The organism is Bradyrhizobium archetypum (genome assembly GCF_013114835.1).
GTDB lineage: Bacteria > Pseudomonadota > Alphaproteobacteria > Rhizobiales > Xanthobacteraceae > Bradyrhizobium > Bradyrhizobium archetypum.
Genome location: NZ_JAAVLW010000003.1, coordinates 696,961 through 716,074, shown reverse-complemented (window position 1 = coordinate 716,074; position 19,114 = coordinate 696,961). Strand labels below are relative to the sequence as shown.

The following is a 19,114-nucleotide window of genomic DNA, read 5'->3' as shown; positions in this document are numbered from 1 at the left end:
AATGAACCGCGACAGATATGGCCTCCCGCTGACCACCACTTCGGATCGCGCCGCGGCGTATTACCGCGAGGGTGTCGACTGCATGCTGTCGGCCTGGCACGGCGCCGAGGACGCATTCGACAAGGCGATCGCGGAAGATCCTACCTTTGCGCTGGCGCATGTCGGCCGCGCCCGCCTGCATCAGCTCAACATGGAAGGCGGCAATGCCCGCGCTCTTGCCGCGCAGGCCAGGGAACTGGCCGCCGGCGCGACATCACGCGAAAAGGGCCATGTCGAGGTCATCGCCGCCGCGATCGAAGGCAAGCCGAAATTGGCTGTCAGCGGCGCCGAAGCGCATCTGGAGGAATATCCCCGCGATGCGCAGGTGCTGTCGATGCTGCTTGGCGCATTCGGCCTCTATGCCTTCTCCGGACGTGCCGACCATGATGCGGCGAAACTTGCGATCTGCGAGCGCCACGCGAGCCACTATGGCGAGGATTGGTGGTTCCTCGGCTATCTAGGCTGGTCGCACACCGAAGCGGGAAATCTGTCCATCGGCCGGAGATTGTCCGAACGCGCGATGGAGCTGCGATCGGCCAACGCCAATACCGCGCATGGTCTCTCGCACGCGATGTTCGAGCAGGGCGATATGGCAGCGGGCCGCCAATTCCTGTCGCAGTGGATGCCCGCGCATGATCGAAAGAGTTTTCTGCATGGACATCTCGCCTGGCATGTCGCGCTGACCCTGCTCGACGCCGGCGATCTCGACGGGGCGCTCGCGATCTACGAGCAGCATATCAAGCCGGCGGGCCGGCCTTATCCGCCGCTGAACATCTTCACCGACGGCGCCTCGCTGCTGTGGCGGCTTGCGCTGGCCGGCCAGACAGGGCTGGAGGCGCATTGGCGCGATGTCGCCGCCTATGGCGAAAAATACTTTCCGCAAGCTGGCGCGCACTTTGCCGACCTTCATTTTGCGCTGGCTGCGGCGATAACCGGCAACAATGCGCTGGAGGCGCGACTGGCGCAGCTCGAAGCACGTGCAGCCGACGGCAAGCTGTTGCCGGGGCAGGCTGCCATCGACCTCTGCCGCGGCATCCGGGCGTTTGCGCAAGGCGACAATGCAAAGGCGATCCGCCTGCTCGAACCGGCCCTCGCCGAGCTGACGCGGATCGGCGGCAGCCACGCCCAGCGCGAATTGTGGGAGGACACGCTGATCGTCGCCTATATGCGCGCTGGTCACGGCGACAGGGCTGCCCGGCGTATCTCGGCACGGCTCGACCGCAGGCCTTCGGCGCGTGACGAGGCCTGGTCGCGGCAAGCGCAGCGAAGCTAAAGCATGATGATTTTTGGCCAGATCGATTTGGCCGCAGACGCGCTTCACCTCTCCCGCTTGCGGGGGAGGTCCGCGCGAAGCGCCGGGTGGGGGCTCTCTCGACTCGGGCAGTATCGCCCGCGGAGACACTCCCACCCCAGCCCTTCCCCGCAAGCGGGAGAGCGAGCGCACCTTCTTCGTGGTCGCAGGCAAACCTAATTTCATCATGCTTCAAGGCGAGGCAAGTCAGATCCGTCGCTCGACGGCAAACACCTCGAGTGCCGCCGCGCGGCCGCGCAAGCGAACCGCGCCGAGCGCTTCGACGGCGAAAACCGGCTTGAGCTTCATGCGGCGCAGCAGGTCGGACGACACCAGCAAGTTCCGGCCAACTTCCTTGCAGTGCTCCTGCAGCCGCGCCGTCACGTTCACGGTATCGCCGAAATAGGCAAGCTGGCGTCGTGAGCTGCCGCACTCGCTAATCACCACATAACCGGCGTGCAGGCCGGCGCGGAAGCTCGGCACCATGCCGAACTCTTGCCGATAAGAATCGGCCTTGTTCGCAATAATATCGGCAATCGCGAAGAAGCAGTCGATGCAGCGTGCCCCCGACATCCTGTGATCGAGCGGCCAGATCACGATCACCTCATCGCCAACATAGGCATGGACCTCACCACCATGCGCGACGATCGCGTCGTCGATGTCGAAGAAGAAGCGGGTGAGCAGGCCCTGCACGCGCAGTTCTCCCATCGACTCGGCGAGCGAGGTCGAACCTGCGAGATCAAGAAACATCAATATCCGCGCTTCCCGCACCGGGCTTCGGTATCGCCCGAGCGCCACGTTGAATAGCACACGGCTGCCGACCAGCCGTGTCAATTCATAGGCGGAGCCAACGAGCAGGGACGCGAAAAAGCCAATCGCAAGGATCAACGGAAACTGGTCGATCAGCCATTTCGTCTCGAGCCATTCCTCGTAAAGCGCCATCTGCAGGCTCAGCACCGCTCCGGCAACCACGATGGCCATGACCGCGGAGCGCAGGGCCAGATCCGTGAGCAGCGGCCATTTGCTGATCCATTCGCTTCGTCGCGACGTGAAATAGAGGTGAACGCCCCAGCCAGCCAGCGTCATGCCCATGCCGTGAATGGCGCTTCGGAGATAGTTCGGCAGCGTCGCTTCGATCGGATCGTCAATGAAGTGGCGATAGGCGATACCCGCGAGCAATCCGATGATTGCCAGGAGGATGGTTGGCCTGATCGCACGGCGCATGTCCGATTCATTCCCTTCACACGGACGCCGCCATGAACGCCGCCAGTGCCTCGCGGTCGGACGGCGACATGGTAAGGCCGAGTTTCGAGCGACGCCACAGGACGTCGTCCGGAAATCTCGCCCATTCCTTGCTCATGAGATAACGCACTTCGGCGGCGGTCAATTCCGGTCCGAAGGCCGGGCCGAGGTGGCTACGCTCTCTGGCGTCGCCGAGGATCTCCTTGGCGTTCGTCCCATAGGCAGCAACCAAGCGCCTCGCCTGATCCTCGCTGAGAAACCGCCAGCGCTCGCGTACGTCTTCGATTTCGTTGTCGAAGCGGTCCCAGGCAAAATCGCCGCCGGGCAGCGGCGCCTTCGCGGTCCAGCGCGGCGACATCGGATAGAACGGCGTCAGCTCCGAAACCGCCCTCTCCGCGCGTAGCCGCGCGGTTGTGACGTCGCCGCCGAAAATCGTGATTAGCGGCGCCTTGCCGCGCCCGTCGTCCAGCGTGATCGCGCCGTCGCGCGGATATCGCCCGCTCGCCGGGCTCGGCACCATGTTGGCCCCGGAAAGCGTACGCACCACATCGACCGTCTCGATCCGTTCGCGAAAATAGCGGTTCGCCGCATCGCAGAGATAGGCGACGTCACCGGCCGCCATCGCAACGATGGCGGGATCGCCCCTGAAGGCATGGCTGGCGGTGCCGATCAGCGTAAAGTCGCGTTCATAGGGGCTCGCGAAAATCAGCCGCCCGTCGCTGTTCTGGAACACATAGATGTTGTCGCTGTCGAACAGGCGGCGGACGACGATCTGGCTCATCTGCATCGCGGCAACTTTCGGCGGCGGCACGCGCAACACCATCTCGGCGACGGACGACGTCCAGGCGCCGGTCGCGTTGGCGACAGCCCTTGCCGTCATCACCTGGCGATAGCCGCGATCGATCGTCACCAGGCGCCATTCCTTGCCGCGTTCGGCCCGGCTGCAGCGTGCGCCGGTGCGAATCACGGCGCCGCGCGCCGCAGCATCGACGGCCGTGAGCACCACCAGGCGCGAATCGTCGACGACACAGTCGGAATACTCGAAGGCGGTGCCGAACGGCCGCTTCAGCGCGTTGCCGATCGGATGATGCGTGACGTCGACAGTCGCCGAGGCCGGCAGACCGCTGCGCGAGGCCAACCGATCGTAGAGCAGCAGCCACGAGCGCAACTGCCATTCCGGACGCTCCTGCGAATGGGCAGGGATGGCAAAGCGCATCGGGCGCACCACATGCGGTGCGTTCCTGAGCCAGACGTCGCGCTCGGTGAGCGCCGTACGAACACGCAGAAAATGCCGGCGCTCCAGCCCCGCGAGATCGCCGTGGATCAGCCGCGGCGAGGCCGACGAGGCGCCCGCGCCGAGATCGCCCTGCTCCAAGAGGATGACGCGCAAGCCACGTCCGGCGGCGTCCCGCGCGATGCTGACGCCGTTCAACCCGCCGCCAATGATCGCGAGATCGTAGTCCGCCATACGCTATGGGTGACTTGCAGAGAACCTTGGTTTCACTACACAAGCGTATGATGGCCAAAAGTGGATGTCGCTCCTGGAAATCGATCAAGTCGCAAAAAGAACCGGGCTGCCGTCGCTCTACCCGGCTGCGCCGATCGATGCGAACAAGTGTTCCGGCCCTTCCAGTTCCACCAATTGCCTTTTCTCGATCAGCCAGAACCGGTTTCCTATCGCTCGTACGAAGTTGCGATCGTGTGAAACCAGCAGGCAGCTTGCCTGATGCTCCAGTAACTCATCTTCCAGCGCTTCCTGCCCCTCGATGTCCAGGTGATTGGTCGGCTCATCGAGCAGATAGAAGTTTGGCTGGGCAAGCCGCAGCAAAAGCATGCCGAGACGCGCCTTCTGTCCGCCGGACAGCCGGCCGATCGGATGGCCCTGCATCGCAACCGACAAGCCTGCGCCGGCGAGCAATGCGCGCGCCCGCTGATCGCCAACGTCGAACCGGCTGACGATCGTGTGCATCGGCGTGTCGGCATCAGCAAGATCGGCAAGATCCTGTCCGCAATAGCCGAGAGCGAGCGATTGCGTGACCTTGATGCCGGCCTGCACGGCTTCCGGATTTTCGATCGCCTGACGCAGCATCGCGACAAGCCGGCTCTTGCCGGCCCCGTTCGGTCCCAAAAGGACAATCCGGTCTCCCTTGCAGACGAACTGCTTGCCGGTCTTGAACAGCAATCTGCCGTGCGGCGCAGCGACGGCGGCATCGTCCAGCGCAATCAGCACCTTGGCATGCGTTCCGCGATTGGCCAGCTTGATCGTGCCTGCGGATCGCTCCAGATGCGCGGGTTTCGCCGCGTCTTCCAACCTCTCCGCCCGGCTCTTCAGTTGCCTGGTCTTTTGCAGCAGAAGGTCGCTGCCGGAATTGACGCCGATATTGTTGAGCCTTGCAGCCTGCTGGCGAAGCTGCTGGGCCGCCTTTGCGTCACGTTGGTAGCGCCGTTGGTCCGATGCATCGATCTCGCCAAGCGCGGCGCGAGCCCGCGTGTAGGGCAGGGAAAACATTTGTGACTGCTCGGGTCGCAAAAATACCGTGCGGTTCGTGGTTGCGTCGAGAAAGGCCCTGTCATGGCTCGAAATGATGACCGGCATATCGCGCGGCAGCGCATTCAGCCAATTTTCGAGCCGAACGATCCGCGCGAGATCCAAATGGTTGGTCGGCTCGTCGAGCAGCAACAGGTTGGCCTCGGTCACCGCGACGCGGGCAAGCATGGCAATCCGCTGCCAGCCGCCGCTCAGTTGCTTCAGCGGCCTCCGTCGCAATGCCTCAGGTACCTCCAGCGACTCCAGGACAAAGCCGACCCTCCAGCTTTCGCTCGCCCGGCGTTCGACGGGTAGCGCCTCGAGCACCACCGTATCAAACGGCCTATCCATCAGCGCCGAGGGCACATCCTGCTCGACATGACCGATGGTCAGCCCTCGTGATCGGGTGATTTCACCCTCTCCTGGCTCCATCGAGCCTGCGATGCAACGCAGCAACGTCGATTTGCCGCGCCCATTCGCCGCGACGAGCCCGATACGGTCACCGGCATTGACGACGAGATTCAGCCGGGAAAACAGCGGGGCGTTCAGCGTGACGCCGAGATTGCGGATAGTGATAAGGGTCATGACCGTTCCCTGGTCTTGCCGGCGACCACGACCTCCGGGGCATACAGCCATTAGCGGATGTCCGTGTCGAAGCGCGGCGAGTTACTGAATGCGGGCGTGAACGAGCAAATGTTCAGCGCCGCATTGCCACGGGGGCAGACCAGGAAGAGATTTGCGAAAGGCCTCTGGTCAGCCCTGCAAACGCATTTGCAGGGCGTTGACGGGGCCACACTGGCGACAGTGCCGGAAGAATGTCGTCACCGCGCAGCCCTCCTTTCTCGATCGGATAGACTGCCAAAGTAATCGGGGTCGCAATGGAAGGCAAGCCAAGGCGCCGTCGATCTCACATCCGATCAGCCCGCGCGGTCACGCGGCCGTCGGCATCATCGGTCGTGAGAGCAGGATGACTTTAGCGTGGCGAAATCAGGCGCTGGCGAGCTTGCGTTCGGTCTCGACGCCGTTGGCAGCGCTGCGGCCGACCAGCGCGGCGTAATGTCCGATCGGCTGTGGCTTGCCGAGCAGATAGCCCTGCACCGCATCGCAGCCTTCGTCCGCGAGGAAGCCGAGCTGCTCCTGGGTTTCCACGCCTTCGGCAACAATCGACATTTCGAGGCCGTGGCCGAGATCGATGACGGCGCGAACGATCGCTGCCGACTGCGGATTGCGACCGAGATTCATCACGAAAGTCCGGTCGATCTTGATCTTGTCGAACGGGAACGCCTGCAGATAGCTCAGCGAGGAATAGCCGGAACCGAAATCGTCCATCGAGATCCGCACGCCGAGCGCCTTCAGCCGCCTCAACAAGGCGAGGCCGCGGTCGAAATCCTCGATCAGCACGCCTTCGGTGATTTCGAGCTCGAGCCGGTCGGGCGCCAGACCGGTTTCGAGGAGAATCGAATGTACCAGGCTGACGACGTCGCCGTGCATAAACTGCGCCGGCGACAGGTTGACGGCAATCTGCATCGGCACCGGCCAGGAGGCAGCCTCGCGGCAGGCTTCGCGCAGAATCCAGACGCCCATCTCGACGATCAGGCCGCTTTCTTCGGCAAGCGGAATGAAGTCGCCGGGCGACACGAAGCCGCGCACCGGATGGATCCAGCGCGCCAGCGCCTCGAAACCGATGACCTTGCTGGTGCCGATCGTCGGGCCCGCCGCGGCCTGCGGCTGGTAATACAGCGACAATTCGCCGTTCCTGATCGCCATCGAGAGATCCTGATGCAGCACGCGGCGATCGCGGATCTGCTGGTCCATCTCCGGCTCGAACACGCTGATCGAGCCGCGCGACTTCTGCTTGGCGCGGAACAAGGCCGCGCCGGAATTGGCGAGCAGTGAAGCGGCATCCGAACCGTTATGCGGGAACACCGAGATGCCGGTCGTAACCCCGGTTCGCACCGACTTGCCGTCGATCACGAACTCGTCCGACAGCGTCTGCGCGAGCTTTTCGGCGAGCGCCTTGCCGGCCTCCGGCTGCTTGCCGTCGATGATCAGGCCGAACTCGTCGCCGGAGAGACGGGCCACCACGCCGCCACGGGCGCAGGCCTGGATGCGGCCCGCAACCTCGATCAGGAGCTTGTCGCCGGTGGCGTGACCGAACACGTCGTTGATTTCCTTTAGACCGTCGAGGTCGACGCACAGCACCGCGAATTCCTCGTCGGTGCCGGCGCAGGCCTCGATCATCTGCGCCAGCGCCTGCAGGAAGGCGGCGCGGTTCGGCAGATCAGTCAGGCCGTCATGATAGGCCATGTGCGCCATCCGCGATTCGGTCTGGCGGCGGTCGGTGACGTCCTCGTGGGTCTTGATCAGGTATTGCGGCTCACCCGTCTCGTCGAGCACCGTCATGCGACGGGTCAGGAACAGCCGCAGGCCGTCCTTTGTGGAGATCGGGTGCTCTTCGGTAAGCAGGCCGCGCTTCTTGATCGCGGCTTCATCGCGCGCGATGATCAATTTGGCCTCGCGCGGATTGAAGATGTCGGCGGCGGTTAGCCCAGTGGCATCCTCGCGGCGACGATTGAGAATGGTCTCGGCGCTGCGGTTGGCGAGCAGATACCGCCCGTCGCTGACGCGCTCCACGATCAGCGACACCGGGATGTTGTCGACCACCAGTTCGAGGAACTTCTTGGTGTTCTCCAGCTCGCGCGACAGCGAGCGCCGGTCGGTGACGTCGTCGAACAGCGCGATCAGGAATTCCGGCTTGTTGTTCTCGTTGCGCGCGACCACGCGGTTGGAGGACAGAACGCGCTTGTCGTCGCCCCGTTCGACGACGTATTCGCTGCGCTGATAGCCTTCCGGCGCGGTCAGCGCCGCCTGGTCCGCCGCCTCGATGCTCCTTGCGGTTTCAGGGCTGAAGATCTCGTCGGCGCGCTTGCCGACGATATGGTCGCGCGAGAAGCGCGAGAAGCGCTCGAACGCGCGGTTGGCGAAGATATAGCGGCCGTCCTCGATGTTCTTGGCGGCGACACAGACCGGAACGCTGTCGAGCACCGATTCCAGGAACTTGGTGGTCGATGCCAGTTTGCGCGACAGTTGGCGCTGCTCGGTGCAGTCCTCATGCGTTCCGATCGTGCCGCCATTGGGCAGGCGGAAGATCTTCGAGAGCACCGATCGTCCGTCAGGCAGCTCGGTGACGACCCCTTCGGGGCGGCGGGCCAGCTTGCTGAATTCTTCGACGGTGAGATTGAGCAGTCCGCGCGCACGCCGCAGTTCGAGCAGTTCGCGGCCGGTCATGGCGCTCGAAATCTCGGCGCGACTGAGCCCGTACATTTCGAGAAAACGGTCATTACAGAAGACCACGCGCTTTTGCGCGTTGGTTATCATCACGCCCTGGTTGAGCGTGTTGAGCGCCGAGCTGATGAATGCGCAGCGCCGCGATTGCGCGCTCCTGGCCCCGCGCAATGCGGTCAGTACCCAGATGCCGATCGCAACCAGGAAGGAGACCAGGGCGATTCCCCCAAGCAGGAACTCCCACAGCAGATTGGAATCGAATTCGCCGATATAGCTTGCCGGGAAAAAGCCCGCGGAAGGCGCGGCGCCGAAGGCGGATCCGCACGGCGTAGCAATGGCGAGCAGACAGACAAGGGCCTGCGCCGGAATCGAATTCTTCCGTCCTGCCTGCCGGTTGCTATCAGCCATTACCCACCCGAGGTTTGCGGGCGGAGTGTCTGGCTTGACGGGTTTGGATCGGGTAAACGACTACCCGCACAATTCTAAAATATGACCCAAATTACGGCAATTGGCCCGACATGATTAATGCTTCGCTAACGGGACTGCGCGCACAGTGTATTGCGAGGCAAACCAACGGGTTGGCCCACGGCTCCGCCGCACGAAACGATCATCGCCGGGCGCGGCAAGCGCCAATTGTCGCGCCCTATTTCCGGACCTGAAGCTGACATGGACAAGGTTGATTGCGTCGTCGTCGGAGCGGGGGTGATCGGACTCGCGATCGCACGACGCCTGGCCCAGGCGGGCCGCGAAGTCATTGTGCTCGAGGCGGCCGAGGGCATCGGTACCGTTACCTCCTCGCGCAACAGCGAGGTGATCCACGCCGGCATCTACTACCGCGCCGGCAGCCTGATGGCGCAGATGTGCGTCAGCGGCAAGCGCGCGCTCTACCGCTATTGCCGCGACCACGGCATTCCCCATCGCCAGTGCGGCAAGCTGATCGTGGCGACGACATCAAGCGAAACCGAAAAACTGCAGTCGATCCGCGCGCATGCCCAGGCCAATGGCGTCGACGATCTGCAGTTGCTGACGGGCGAGGCGGCGCGGGCGCTGGAACCGGCGCTGAATTGCGATGCGGCCCTGCTCTCGCCGTCCACCGGCATCATCGACAGCCACGCCTATATGCTGGCGCTGCGCGGCGATGCCGAGGAGGCCGGCGCCGCTTACGCGTTTCATACGCCGCTCCTGCACGCCAGGGCCGGTGCCGGCCGGATCGAAATCGAAGCCGGCGGTGATGCGCCGATGACGCTTGCATGCAACCTGCTCGTCAACGCGGCGGGTCTAAGCGCGCCTGCGGTGGCGCGCAGCATCGAAGGCATGCCCATCGGGCTGATCCCTTGCGCCTATCTCGCCAAGGGCAATTATTTTAGCTGCAGCGCGCGGGCCCCGTTTTCACGGCTGATCTATCCGGTGCCGGAGCCTGGCGGGCTGGGCGTGCACCTCACGCTCGATATGGCCGGACAGGCCCGGTTCGGCCCAGACGTCGAATGGGTCGAGAGCATCGACTATACGGTGGATCCAGCACGCGCCGAGCGTTTCTATCCCGCGATCCGGCGCTACTGGCCGACGCTGCCGGACGGCGCGCTGATGCCGAGCTATTCGGGAATCCGGCCGAAAATCGTACCGCCGGCCGTCGCCACGCAGGATTTTCTGATCCAGGGCCCAGCCGAGCACGGCGTCGCCGGACTGATCAATCTGTTCGGTATCGAGTCGCCGGGACTGACGTCGTCGCTCGCGATCGCCGACCACGTCGGCGCCCTGGCGGAGCTCTGACGCAGACCGCAAACACACCTACAGGCGGATGAGCGCTCAGCGCCCATCCTGCCGTGTGAGCGTTTTCGATACTCTGTCGGACTTATTTAGTGGAGGGTTTCTTCGGCGGTATGTCTCAACCGCTCGATCTGATCCTTGACCATCAACTTGCGGCGCTTCAACTCGACAATTTGCAGGTCGTCTGTGGATAGGTGCAAGAGCGCTTCGTGCAACTCGTTCTCGAGAATCTTGTGTTTACGTTCAAGTTCAACAAGATGCGCCTGTAGTGCCATACGAAGTCTCCTCGGTGGGTGAAACCTCAGGTTCGATCCGGACGCGCGAGTGTACACCAGCCGATGAATCTGTCGATGGTTATCCAAAAAACCCGCTTCTCATATTTTCGGATTTATCTGTAACCAATCGTGAGTATGGAACCGGCGGCTTGCGCAGCGGCTCCGCAAGGACGATATTCACAGCCAGCTTCCGAAGAATCCGTTCGCAAACTCATCACGCTTTCAGCTAACGTACACCATGACCGACGATGATGAGCGCGAGCTTGAAAACGAGCTCGCCCGGCTGCAACAGGAGCATCGCGATCTCGATGCGGCGATCGACGCGCTGCATCAGTCGCCCGCGCCGGACTTGCTGCGGCTGCAGCGGCTGAAGAAGCGCAAGCTGCAGTTGCGCGACCGTATCGCCTTCATCGAAGACCAGATCACGCCCGACATAATCGCCTGATCGTTGCGCTCGCCTCGCTCGCCAATGCGGTTCGCCCAAACCCTTCGCGTTCGACAGATGCTTTCCCCGACATCCACACAATCCATCCCGCACGATGCTGGCGATTAGCGAAAAACCGGCTGCCGGCTGGTCGACATGGCTTGACTTCTTGAGAACAAAAAGAGAACATGCCTTCCTGCCGCCAGCCTCGGGAGTTCGCCATGTCCGCCACCCCATCCCTCTCCGACAACAGCCGCTACGAGCAGGCCTGCGATCAGGCCATCGCGATGTGCGACGGCAATCTGCGCTCGACCATCAAGGCGCTGATCATGGCGAACGAGTATCTGGAAATCGAGCTGGAGGAATTGCAGGCGGCAATCGCCGCCGGCTGTGCGCCGGCAAGGAGCTCCCATGTGGAGAGCGACGCTGCCTGATTGATCAAGCCAGGAGCAAGACAATGGCCGATGTCACCTACTACGTCGCAATGCCATTCCTGCAGGACGATAGCGGCTCGCCGGTGGCGGGCGCCGCGGAAGAATGCCAAAGCCCGACGATTGCATTGCGGCGCGCCGAGACGATGTCACGGATGGCGGGCAGCATCGGCGCAATTGCCTTCAGCCGCAGCGGCGATCCGATGATCGGCGAATTTGGCGATGCGAAACTGCTGCGCAAGTTCGGCAATGTGCCGGACGATCTCAGCGGGTTGTAGATCATTGGAGGGTGGGCAAAGCGCAAGCCCGACCTCTGCAACGCTTGATTGATGGTGGGCAGGCCGCGAAGGCGCGCCTTCCCCGCCCTACAGATCTGCGAATTTCGCCTCATGCCGCCGCAACGCCTTGCGCACATACATGGCACTGTCGGCTGCTTCCAGCGCGCGGCCCGCTTCGGAATGGGTATCGAGAACCGCAACCCCCGCTGAGGCGCCTGCCGTGATGGTGCGGCCGTCGAACACGAAACTGAGGCGATCGATCGCTTCTTCAAGGGCGGCAGCCTTGGCCCTGGCGTCGGTCTCGCTGAGATTCCACAACAGCAGCGCAAACTCGTCGCCGCCGAGACGGCCGACGATGTCGGAAGCGCGCACATGCGCCAAGAGCGCCGCGACGATTTCTTTGAGCACCTGGTCGCCGGCGGCATGGCCGAAGGCGTCGTTGATCGGCTTCAAGCGATCGACGTCGAGCACGATCAGGGCACCGAATGCGCGGTAGCGTTTCATGTAGGCAATCGCGCGATTGAGCTCGCGCTCGAAGCCGCGCCGGTTCGCAATGCCGAGCAGGTAATCGGTATCGGCGGAGGCCTGAAGTTCCTCGATCTGCGCCTGGGTCCGGGCCAGTTCGGCCTTGAGGCGGCGGATCGTTGCCCTCGTGCCGTTAGATACCGCTGGCGGCCGGGATGCCTGGCCGGACGCCCGCCTTGGCGCGATTTCTCGCCCGGAAGCCGCGCTTTTGGGGCGTTTTCCAGCCCTGGAGGCGGCCGCCCTGGTTTTTTTCTTCATGGCCTTCCCTGTGCAGGCTTGCCGGGATTCACCAAGACAGGATAGTCCATTCCTGATCCCTTGCCACGCCTTGGATGAGCCCCGGGCCGATCCTATAATCGGCCTATGTTTCTGGATTCCCGGACAGAATTGACGAGATGACCGCACCGATCGCCATCATTATGGGCAGCCAGTCCGACTGGGAGACCATGCGCCACGCCGCCGCGACGCTGACTGCGCTCGGGGTCGATTGCGAGAAGCGCATCGTCTCGGCCCATCGGACCCCGGACCGGCTGTTTGCCTTCGCAAGAGGCGCCAAGGCAGCCGGCTTCAAGGTCATTATCGCCGGTGCCGGCGGGGCGGCCCATCTGCCCGGCATGACCGCGGCGCTGACGGAACTGCCGGTGTTCGGCGTTCCCGTCGAATCCAAGACGCTGTCGGGGCTCGATTCGCTGTATTCGATCGTGCAGATGCCGGCCGGCGTTCCCGTTGGCACGCTGGCGATCGGCAAGGCCGGCGCCATCAACGCCGCGCTGCTCGCGGCAAGCGTGCTCGCGCTGAGTGACGCACCGCTTGCAGGCAGGCTGGCCGCGTGGCGCAAGCAGCAGACCGATGCGGTCAAGGAGCGCCCGGAGGAATCGGCGTGACAGCTTCGGACAAGGTGAAGCTGAAGCCGGGCGACACCATCGGAATTCTCGGCGGCGGACAACTGGGCCGAATGCTGGCGATGGCGGCGGCGCGCCTTGGCCTCAGGTGCCAGGTGTTTTCGCCGGACCCGGACTCGCCCGCCTTCGACGTAGTGCTGAACGCGACGTGCGCCGAATATGCCGACGTCGAGGCGCTCGAACTGTTCGCCAACGATGTCGACGTGATCACCTATGAATTCGAGAACGTGCCGGCCGCCACCGCCATGGTGCTGGCCGCGCGCCGTCCGGTATTGCCGGCACAGAAGATCCTCGAGACCACGCAGGACCGCCTGATCGAGAAAGATTTCGTCAAGCGGCTCGGCATCGGCACCGCCGATTATGCCGACGTATCATCGGCGGAAACGCTGCAGAGCGCCATTGTCCGCATCGGCCTTCCCGCCGTGATCAAGACCCGCCGCTTCGGCTATGACGGCAAGGGGCAGGCGATCATTCGCGAGGGCGACGATCCGATCCTGATCTGGGAAGAACTCGGCACCAAATCCGCGATCCTCGAAGCCTTCGTTCCATTCGAGCGCGAGATCTCCGTGATCGCCGCGCGCTCGGCGGATGGCCATGTAGAATGCTACGACGTCACCGAAAACGAGCACCGCGATCACATCCTGAAATACTCGCGCGTGCCGGCCGCGATATCGGATGATCTGGCTGCACAGGCGCGAGCTGTTGCCGAAAAGATCGCCCTCGCGCTCGACTATGTCGGCGTACTTGGGGTCGAGCTGTTCGTCGTTGCCGGAAACGGTGGACCACACGTGCTGGTCAACGAGATCGCGCCGCGGGTGCATAATTCCGGGCACTGGACGCTGGACGGCGCCTCGATCTCGCAATTCGAGCAGCACATCAGGGCGATTGCCGGCTGGCCGCTCGGCAAGCCGGTTCGTCACGGCAAGGTCACCATGACCAACCTGATCGGCGACGACATCCTCGACTATGAGCAATGGCTGACGGTTCCCGGCGCCACCGTTCATCTCTACGGCAAGGGCCCGCCGCGGCCGGGCCGCAAGATGGGCCACATCACCGAGGTTGTCCCGGCGAGCAGGAAATAACGCTTGCCGCACTAGCGGGATCAGGCGGTCTTCAGGCCTTCCACGATGCCAGCCGGCTCCGCGCTGAGCCAGCGATAGATCACGCCGCCGAGCGCGCCGCCGATCAGCGGCGCCAGCCAGAACAGCCAAAGCTGCGCCAGCGCCCAGCCACCGACGAACAGCGCCGGCCCGGTGCTGCGTGCCGGATTCACCGAGGTGTTGGTGACGGGAATGCTGACGAGATGGATCATCACCAGCGCCAATCCGATCGCCAGCGGCGCAAAGCCGGCAGGTGCCTTGCCGTGGGTAGCCCCCATGATGATGAACAGGAACATCATGGTCATCACCACCTCGGTGATGAAGCAGACCATCATGTTGTACTGCCCGGGCGAATGCGCATCATAGCCGTTGGAGGCGAAGCCCTTGGCCAGATCGAAGCCAGGCGCGCCGCTTGCGATCACGTAGAGCAACGCTGCGGCGGCGACAGCCCCGATCACCTGCGCAATCACGTAAGGAGCAATCTGCGGTGCCGGAAACCGCCCGCCGGCCGCGAGGCCGACCGTGACGGCGGGATTGAGATGGCAGCCCGAGATATGGCCGATCGCGTAGGCCATGGTCACGACGCTAAGGCCGAACGCCAGGGACACCCCGACCAGGCCGATACCGACCTCGGGAAAGCCGGCGGCGATCACTGCGCTGCCGCATCCCGCAAAAGTGAGCCAGAACGTGCCGATCGCTTCAGCGGCATATTTTTTGGTATTCATACGCGCCTCCCGCATGTTTTTGCGTTGTTGGATACTAGGGAAGGCCCGTGAGGGGCGCGTTATTTGAGGAAACCGGGGTGGCACCGGCCGAATCGCGCCGATTTTCGTGGCTTTTCGGGGCCGAAAACCGCCTTCTCTGGTGGACATTGGCGGTTTTGTCTGCTACATGCCCGCGCTCAGGGTCAAGGGCCAGGCCTTTCGCCGGCCCTTTGCTTTACCAGAATTCCTATCCGATCAATTGAAAGAGGATGCCGCGTGCAGGTTCTCGTTCGCGATAACAATGTCGATCAAGCCCTCAAGGCGCTGAAGAAGAAGATGCAGCGCGAGGGTATTTTCCGCGAGATGAAGCTCCGCGGCCACTACGAAAAGCCGTCCGAGAAGAAGGCCCGTGAAAAGGCCGAAGCCGTGCGCCGCGCACGCAAGCTGGCGCGCAAGAAGCTGCAGCGCGAAGGCCTGCTGCCGATGAAGCCGAAGCCGGTGTTCGGCGCCGGTGCGGGTGGCGAGCGTGGTGGCGCCGGTGGCCGTGGCCCGGGTGCAGGTCCGCGCGGACCGCGCTGAGCACATTCTCGAAAGATTTGAATTGAAAACGCGGGCCCCAGGCCCGCGTTTTTGTTTGTGTCTTGTCTCTCACTTGGACGGGCCTGGCCAATCAATCGCGACTGCGCGCCGCTATTCGGCTGACATTTTCAAAGATCGATCGGCGCGCGATGCAACGTGATCTCATCGCCGACAGCACGGCCCGGTAAATCCGGAGTCGCAGCGCATCCGTGCAAGATACGAAACCTCCCTCTTCGCCGCCCCCCGGGTCCGGCTTGGCCCGGCAAAAAATAGCTGTACGAATTATGTGGCGGGACCATTTTGACGGATGCATTTTGTGGCCCGTCGCGTTACCTATGCTGCATTGAACGCGAGAGTCTGCCGCTGCATGGCCGTTACGGATTGCAATGCCCTTCGCTGCACTTCGCGCTTAACGGCCGCCCCCATCACGCTGCTCGCGATTGTTCTTACCCTTCCCGTTGGCGGGTGTTCGTTCGATCTGGGATCGTGGGGATCGGACAAGGAAAAACTCCAGGCCCTCGAGCAAAAGCCGACCGGCACGATCAGCGGACAAAGCGTCAGCGACGCCCAAGGCCATGCGACGAACGGCCAGACCCTTGCCAAATCCGGCAAGACCGAAGCAGCGCTCGCGGAATTCGACCGTGCCCTCGCGCTCGATCCCTACAACGTGCAGGCCCTGTACGCCCGTGGCCTGATTTATCAGGCCGACAAGCAGCATGAGCAGGCGATTGCGGATTTCACCGCAGCCAACGGCCTGACGCCGCAACGGGTCGAGCCGCTGCTGGCGCGTGCGACCAGCTACCTCGCCATCGACAAGGCAAGGGAAGCCGCCTCCGATCTCGACGAGGCGGTGCAGGCCGATCCCAACAGCGCGCAAGCCTGGTCGGCGCGCGGCGTCACCTATGAGCGGCTCGGCGACAAGGCCAAGGCCTTCACGTCCTATGGCCGTGCGCTCGCGCTGCGGCCCAGGGACGACGCCGCGCGAAGCGGTCTTGCACGCACCGGCGGCTAAGCCTTCCTGTTTGGATTGACTCAGATTGGATTGAATCAGAATCCGGCGCGAGCTTTGCCTGACGCACGGCGTTCGCTTCCAGTGGAAGCGGTCCCGGATCACGTCCGCGCGTGCCTCGCTGGCAAGCGCAGCGGGTTTATTTCGGCAGCACCGCGTGGAAGATCGACTTGGCGGTCGACAGCGCGTCCTCGGCAGCCGCGGTAGCGCGTTCGCGTACCGAAGGTTCCGCCATTTCGGCACGCAGATCGAGCGGGCGAGAGGCCGGGATTTCGGCAGGCGGGATTGGACGGTTCGGGTCGCCGGCATCGGCATAAGGCGGCCGCGCCTGCTGCGATGAAGCCTGACCAAAGGGTTCGCCGGCCGGCGGACCCGAGATCATCACCGGTGGCGGCAGCGGACGAAGCGCGGGTGCATTGGCGACGACAGGCGCGTTCGCAACCCTGGGCGCTTCCTTTGGCGCTTCAGGAGCGCGGGCGGGTTCGGCGACGCGAGGTGAGGTTTCGCCGTTGGCGCGCAGACGCTCGATCGCGGCGCGCGCCAGATCGTTGGCATCACGGCGCTCCTCCGGCGCAGTTGCAGCCTCGACCGGGGCTGGCGGCGCCGCCGGGGCGGCGGGTGCAGCCGTAGCCGCCGAAGAATTCAGGGGCTGGATGGGCGACGGCAACACGACCCTGATCTTTTCCTTTTCGCGTGGCACCGCGGCGTGACGGCGGTCGACGTCAGCGGGGCTTTCGGCCGATTTCACATCGGACTTGTTGGCGTCAGGCTTGTTCGCATCAGACTTGTTTGTGTCAGGCTTGTTTATATCAGGCTTGGCATCGGCTTTGGCCTCAGCCTTTTCATCCGCCTTCTGAGTCTTTTCCGACGCCGCCGGCCGTTCGGCGGTGGCCTTCTCCATGACGGCTTTCTCGGAGATTCCGCGCGCCTTGACACCGGCCGCCGGGAGGTTGCTGACACTCGCTGTCGTCTCGGCCGGCTTGCCATCGTTGGCTTCAGCCTTGCCGTCCGACTTGGGCGTGGCGGCAGACACCGCTGCGGCGGCAGGAGCATCCGCCGGCTTGGTCACGATGTAGTGGTTGACGATGTAGGCCCCGATGACGGTCGCAGCCACCGAGGGGAAGATGTCCACCGCAAATTTCTTCAGGTAATTCAGCATGCCGGCCACTCCCCGCAGTCCTCAATTGCAGGAACTTTGAGGCACATTGAGGGATCAAGTGCGTCGGATCGATGGCAATTCAGCAGTTCCTGTGCAGGCCGAATAACATCTGCGCCACCTGTCGCACGGTTCCCCCAAGCCCAGGAAATGCACTTGGACGCTGAGACGGTCAGGGCTTCAGCTCGACCTCCAGAAACACGATCTCGCTCGCGGTCTCGTTCAGCACGTCGTGCTGAACCCCGGCTTTCCGGAAATAGGATTTGCCTGCCCCGAGCTGCGCCTTGGTGCGTTCGCCGTTTGGCGCGACGATGGTCATCTCGCCCGAAGTCACCGGCACGATCACGTAATCCATCTCGTGGGTATGGTGGCCGGTGGCGCTGCCCGGCGCCAGCCGCCATTCGGTAACGCGGACTTCGGGCGTATCGACCTGGACGTCGGATTTGGCGGCGAGCATGTGGGGTTCACTCCAAGGCAATTACGGCACGAATACCATGAAAAGGAATACCGCGAATACCAGCATATGGACGAGCCCGAACAGGATGTTGGTCCGGCCGGTGCCGAAGGTCAGCATGCTGACGACGAAGGTCAGCACCAAAAGCACCATCCCCGGCGCGTTGAGGCCGAGCACCAGTTGCTTGTCGAGCGTGTAGGCAACCACCGCGACCGCCGGCACCGTCAGCCCGATCGTCGCGAGCGAAGAGCCGAGCGCGAGATTGATGCTTTTTTGCAGGTCGTTCCGGCGCGCGGCGCCGACGGCCGCAACGCTTTCCGGCAACAAAATCAGAAGCGCGACGACCACGCCGGCAAACGCCGGCGGCGCACCGACCATCGCAGTGACGGCATCGACGGTCGCGGAAAATTTCTTGGCGAGCAGCACGACCGCCAGCAGCGAGATCAACAGCAGCACGATGCTGAGCGCCAGCATCCGGTTGGACAGCCGGGCTTCGTCGGCGACCTTACCTTCGTCCCTGTTGATGAAGTAATCACGATGCCGGATGGTCTGGGTATAGAGAAAGACGGCGTAAAGAATCAGGGTGACGATGCTGACGAAGCCGAGCTGGGCCGCCGAATAGATCGGCCCCGGCGCCGTGAGCGTATAGTTCGGCATGATCAGTGTGATGGTGGCCAGCACGAACAGCACGCTGAGATAAAGGTTCGAACCCGAGACCTGAAAATCCTGCTCGCGGTAGCGCAAGCCGCCGATGAAGATGCAGAGACCGACGAGGCCGTTGCATACGATCATCACGACCGCAAACACGGTGTCGCGCGCCAGCGCCGGCTGCGGCTTTTCGCCGAGCATGATGGTGGCGATCAGCGCGACCTCGATGATGGTGACTGCAAGCGTCAACAGCAGCGTGCCGTAAGGTTCGCCGACCCGCTCGGCAACCACCTCGGCGTGATGCACGGCCGCGAACACGGTGCCGAACAGGACCGCCAGCAGCACCGCCGCGAAAATCATACCGCCGATCGATGGTGTAAAATCGAACCCGACGCCGGTCGCCAGCGCATAGAGCAGCAGCGCCAGCGCCGGAAACACCCAGGCGGATCGCGGCATCGGTCCGTGTGTGCTCATGCGG

19 protein-coding genes are annotated in these 19,114 nt (G+C 63.4%); 9 read left to right on the top strand and 10 right to left on the bottom strand.

Annotated elements, in window-relative coordinates; all coding sequences use genetic code 11:
• Position 1 precedes the first annotated feature (1 nt).
• On the top strand, positions 2-1,312 hold the full coding sequence (locus HCN50_RS11985; RefSeq protein ID WP_235976896.1) for a tetratricopeptide repeat protein: 1,311 nt from the start codon (positions 2-4) through the stop codon (positions 1,310-1,312).
• A gap of 225 nt (positions 1,313-1,537) precedes the next feature.
• Here the strand turns inward: HCN50_RS11985 and HCN50_RS11980 are convergent, their stop codons facing one another.
• The 4 genes from HCN50_RS11980 to HCN50_RS11965 all read right to left on the bottom strand — a co-directional run bounded on the left by HCN50_RS11980 (position 1,538) and on the right by HCN50_RS11965 (position 8,792).
• Positions 1,538-2,554, bottom strand: coding sequence for an adenylate/guanylate cyclase domain-containing protein (locus HCN50_RS11980; RefSeq protein ID WP_171709834.1), 1,017 nt, complete (start codon positions 2,552-2,554; stop codon positions 1,538-1,540).
• A 16-nt stretch (positions 2,555-2,570) separates the two neighbouring features.
• A complete protein-coding gene (locus HCN50_RS11975; RefSeq protein ID WP_171709833.1) occupies positions 2,571-4,040 on the bottom strand; it encodes a glycerol-3-phosphate dehydrogenase in 1,470 nt (489 codons plus the stop codon).
• 117 nt (positions 4,041-4,157) lie between these two features.
• Positions 4,158-5,684 carry an ABC-F family ATP-binding cassette domain-containing protein gene (locus tag HCN50_RS11970; protein WP_171709832.1) on the bottom strand — a complete coding sequence of 509 codons (1,527 nt, stop codon included), beginning with the start codon at positions 5,682-5,684 and terminating at the stop codon, positions 4,158-4,160.
• Positions 5,685-6,086: 402 nt separating this feature from the next.
• Positions 6,087-8,792 (bottom strand): sensor domain-containing protein, encoded by a 2,706-nt coding sequence (locus HCN50_RS11965; protein WP_171709831.1) that lies wholly within the window; start codon positions 8,790-8,792, stop codon positions 6,087-6,089.
• Positions 8,793-9,050: 258 nt separating this feature from the next.
• Here HCN50_RS11965 and HCN50_RS11960 point away from each other — a divergent pair, with 258 nt between their 5' ends.
• Positions 9,051-10,154 carry an NAD(P)/FAD-dependent oxidoreductase gene (locus tag HCN50_RS11960; protein ID WP_171709830.1) on the top strand — a complete coding sequence of 368 codons (1,104 nt, stop codon included), beginning with the start codon at positions 9,051-9,053 and terminating at the stop codon, positions 10,152-10,154.
• An 86-nt stretch (positions 10,155-10,240) separates the two neighbouring features.
• Here the strand turns inward: HCN50_RS11960 and HCN50_RS11955 are convergent, their stop codons facing one another.
• Positions 10,241-10,426 carry a YdcH family protein gene (locus HCN50_RS11955; RefSeq protein WP_171709829.1) on the bottom strand — a complete coding sequence of 62 codons (186 nt, stop codon included), beginning with the start codon at positions 10,424-10,426 and terminating at the stop codon, positions 10,241-10,243.
• Between the two features lie 238 nt (positions 10,427-10,664).
• Here HCN50_RS11955 and HCN50_RS11950 point away from each other — a divergent pair, with 238 nt between their 5' ends.
• The 3 genes from HCN50_RS11950 to HCN50_RS11940 all read left to right on the top strand — a co-directional run bounded on the left by HCN50_RS11950 (position 10,665) and on the right by HCN50_RS11940 (position 11,559).
• Entirely contained in the window at positions 10,665-10,871 is a 207-nt protein-coding gene (locus HCN50_RS11950; protein ID WP_057851906.1) for a YdcH family protein, read from the top strand.
• Positions 10,872-11,071: 200 nt separating this feature from the next.
• Positions 11,072-11,284, top strand: coding sequence for a hypothetical protein (locus HCN50_RS11945; RefSeq protein ID WP_171709828.1), 213 nt, complete (start codon positions 11,072-11,074; stop codon positions 11,282-11,284).
• Positions 11,285-11,307: 23 nt separating this feature from the next.
• Positions 11,308-11,559 carry a hypothetical protein gene (locus HCN50_RS11940; protein ID WP_171709827.1) on the top strand — a complete coding sequence of 84 codons (252 nt, stop codon included), beginning with the start codon at positions 11,308-11,310 and terminating at the stop codon, positions 11,557-11,559.
• 87 nt (positions 11,560-11,646) lie between these two features.
• Here HCN50_RS11940 and HCN50_RS11935 read toward each other — a convergent pair whose 3' ends face one another.
• Positions 11,647-12,342 carry a GGDEF domain-containing protein gene (locus HCN50_RS11935; RefSeq protein ID WP_171709826.1) on the bottom strand — a complete coding sequence of 232 codons (696 nt, stop codon included), beginning with the start codon at positions 12,340-12,342 and terminating at the stop codon, positions 11,647-11,649.
• Between the two features lie 137 nt (positions 12,343-12,479).
• Between HCN50_RS11935 and purE the strand changes: the two genes are divergently transcribed.
• Entirely contained in the window at positions 12,480-12,968 is a 489-nt protein-coding gene (gene purE, locus HCN50_RS11930) for a 5-(carboxyamino)imidazole ribonucleotide mutase (protein WP_171709825.1), read from the top strand.
• A complete protein-coding gene (locus HCN50_RS11925) occupies positions 12,965-14,068 on the top strand; it encodes a 5-(carboxyamino)imidazole ribonucleotide synthase (protein WP_171709824.1) in 1,104 nt (367 codons plus the stop codon). Before purE ends, HCN50_RS11925 begins: the two co-directional genes overlap by 4 nt.
• A 20-nt stretch (positions 14,069-14,088) precedes the next feature.
• Here the strand turns inward: HCN50_RS11925 and aqpZ are convergent, their stop codons facing one another.
• Positions 14,089-14,811, bottom strand: coding sequence for an aquaporin Z (gene aqpZ / locus HCN50_RS11920; RefSeq protein WP_171709823.1), 723 nt, complete (start codon positions 14,809-14,811; stop codon positions 14,089-14,091).
• 255 nt (positions 14,812-15,066) lie between these two features.
• Here aqpZ and rpsU point away from each other — a divergent pair, with 255 nt between their 5' ends.
• Both rpsU and HCN50_RS11910 read left to right on the top strand, forming a co-directional pair.
• The gene (rpsU, locus tag HCN50_RS11915; RefSeq protein WP_171709822.1) at positions 15,067-15,369 is read left to right on the top strand and encodes a 30S ribosomal protein S21; all 303 of its coding nucleotides are present in this window, start codon (positions 15,067-15,069) and stop codon (positions 15,367-15,369) included.
• A gap of 367 nt (positions 15,370-15,736) precedes the next feature.
• Positions 15,737-16,381, top strand: a complete 645-nt coding sequence (locus HCN50_RS11910; protein ID WP_171709821.1) for a tetratricopeptide repeat protein — start codon at positions 15,737-15,739, stop codon at positions 16,379-16,381.
• Between the two features lie 136 nt (positions 16,382-16,517).
• On the opposite strand, the gene HCN50_RS11905 is transcribed toward HCN50_RS11910, so the two are convergent.
• The 3 genes from HCN50_RS11905 to HCN50_RS11895 all read right to left on the bottom strand — a co-directional run bounded on the left by HCN50_RS11905 (position 16,518) and on the right by HCN50_RS11895 (position 19,110).
• Entirely contained in the window at positions 16,518-17,537 is a 1,020-nt protein-coding gene (locus tag HCN50_RS11905) for a flagellar biosynthesis protein FlhF (RefSeq protein WP_171709820.1), read from the bottom strand.
• A gap of 169 nt (positions 17,538-17,706) precedes the next feature.
• The gene (locus HCN50_RS11900) at positions 17,707-17,991 is read right to left on the bottom strand and encodes a cupin domain-containing protein (RefSeq protein WP_171709819.1); all 285 of its coding nucleotides are present in this window, start codon (positions 17,989-17,991) and stop codon (positions 17,707-17,709) included.
• Positions 17,992-18,012: 21 nt separating this feature from the next.
• Entirely contained in the window at positions 18,013-19,110 is a 1,098-nt protein-coding gene (locus HCN50_RS11895) for a calcium:cation antiporter (RefSeq protein ID WP_171709818.1), read from the bottom strand.
• Positions 19,111-19,114 lie beyond the last annotated feature (4 nt).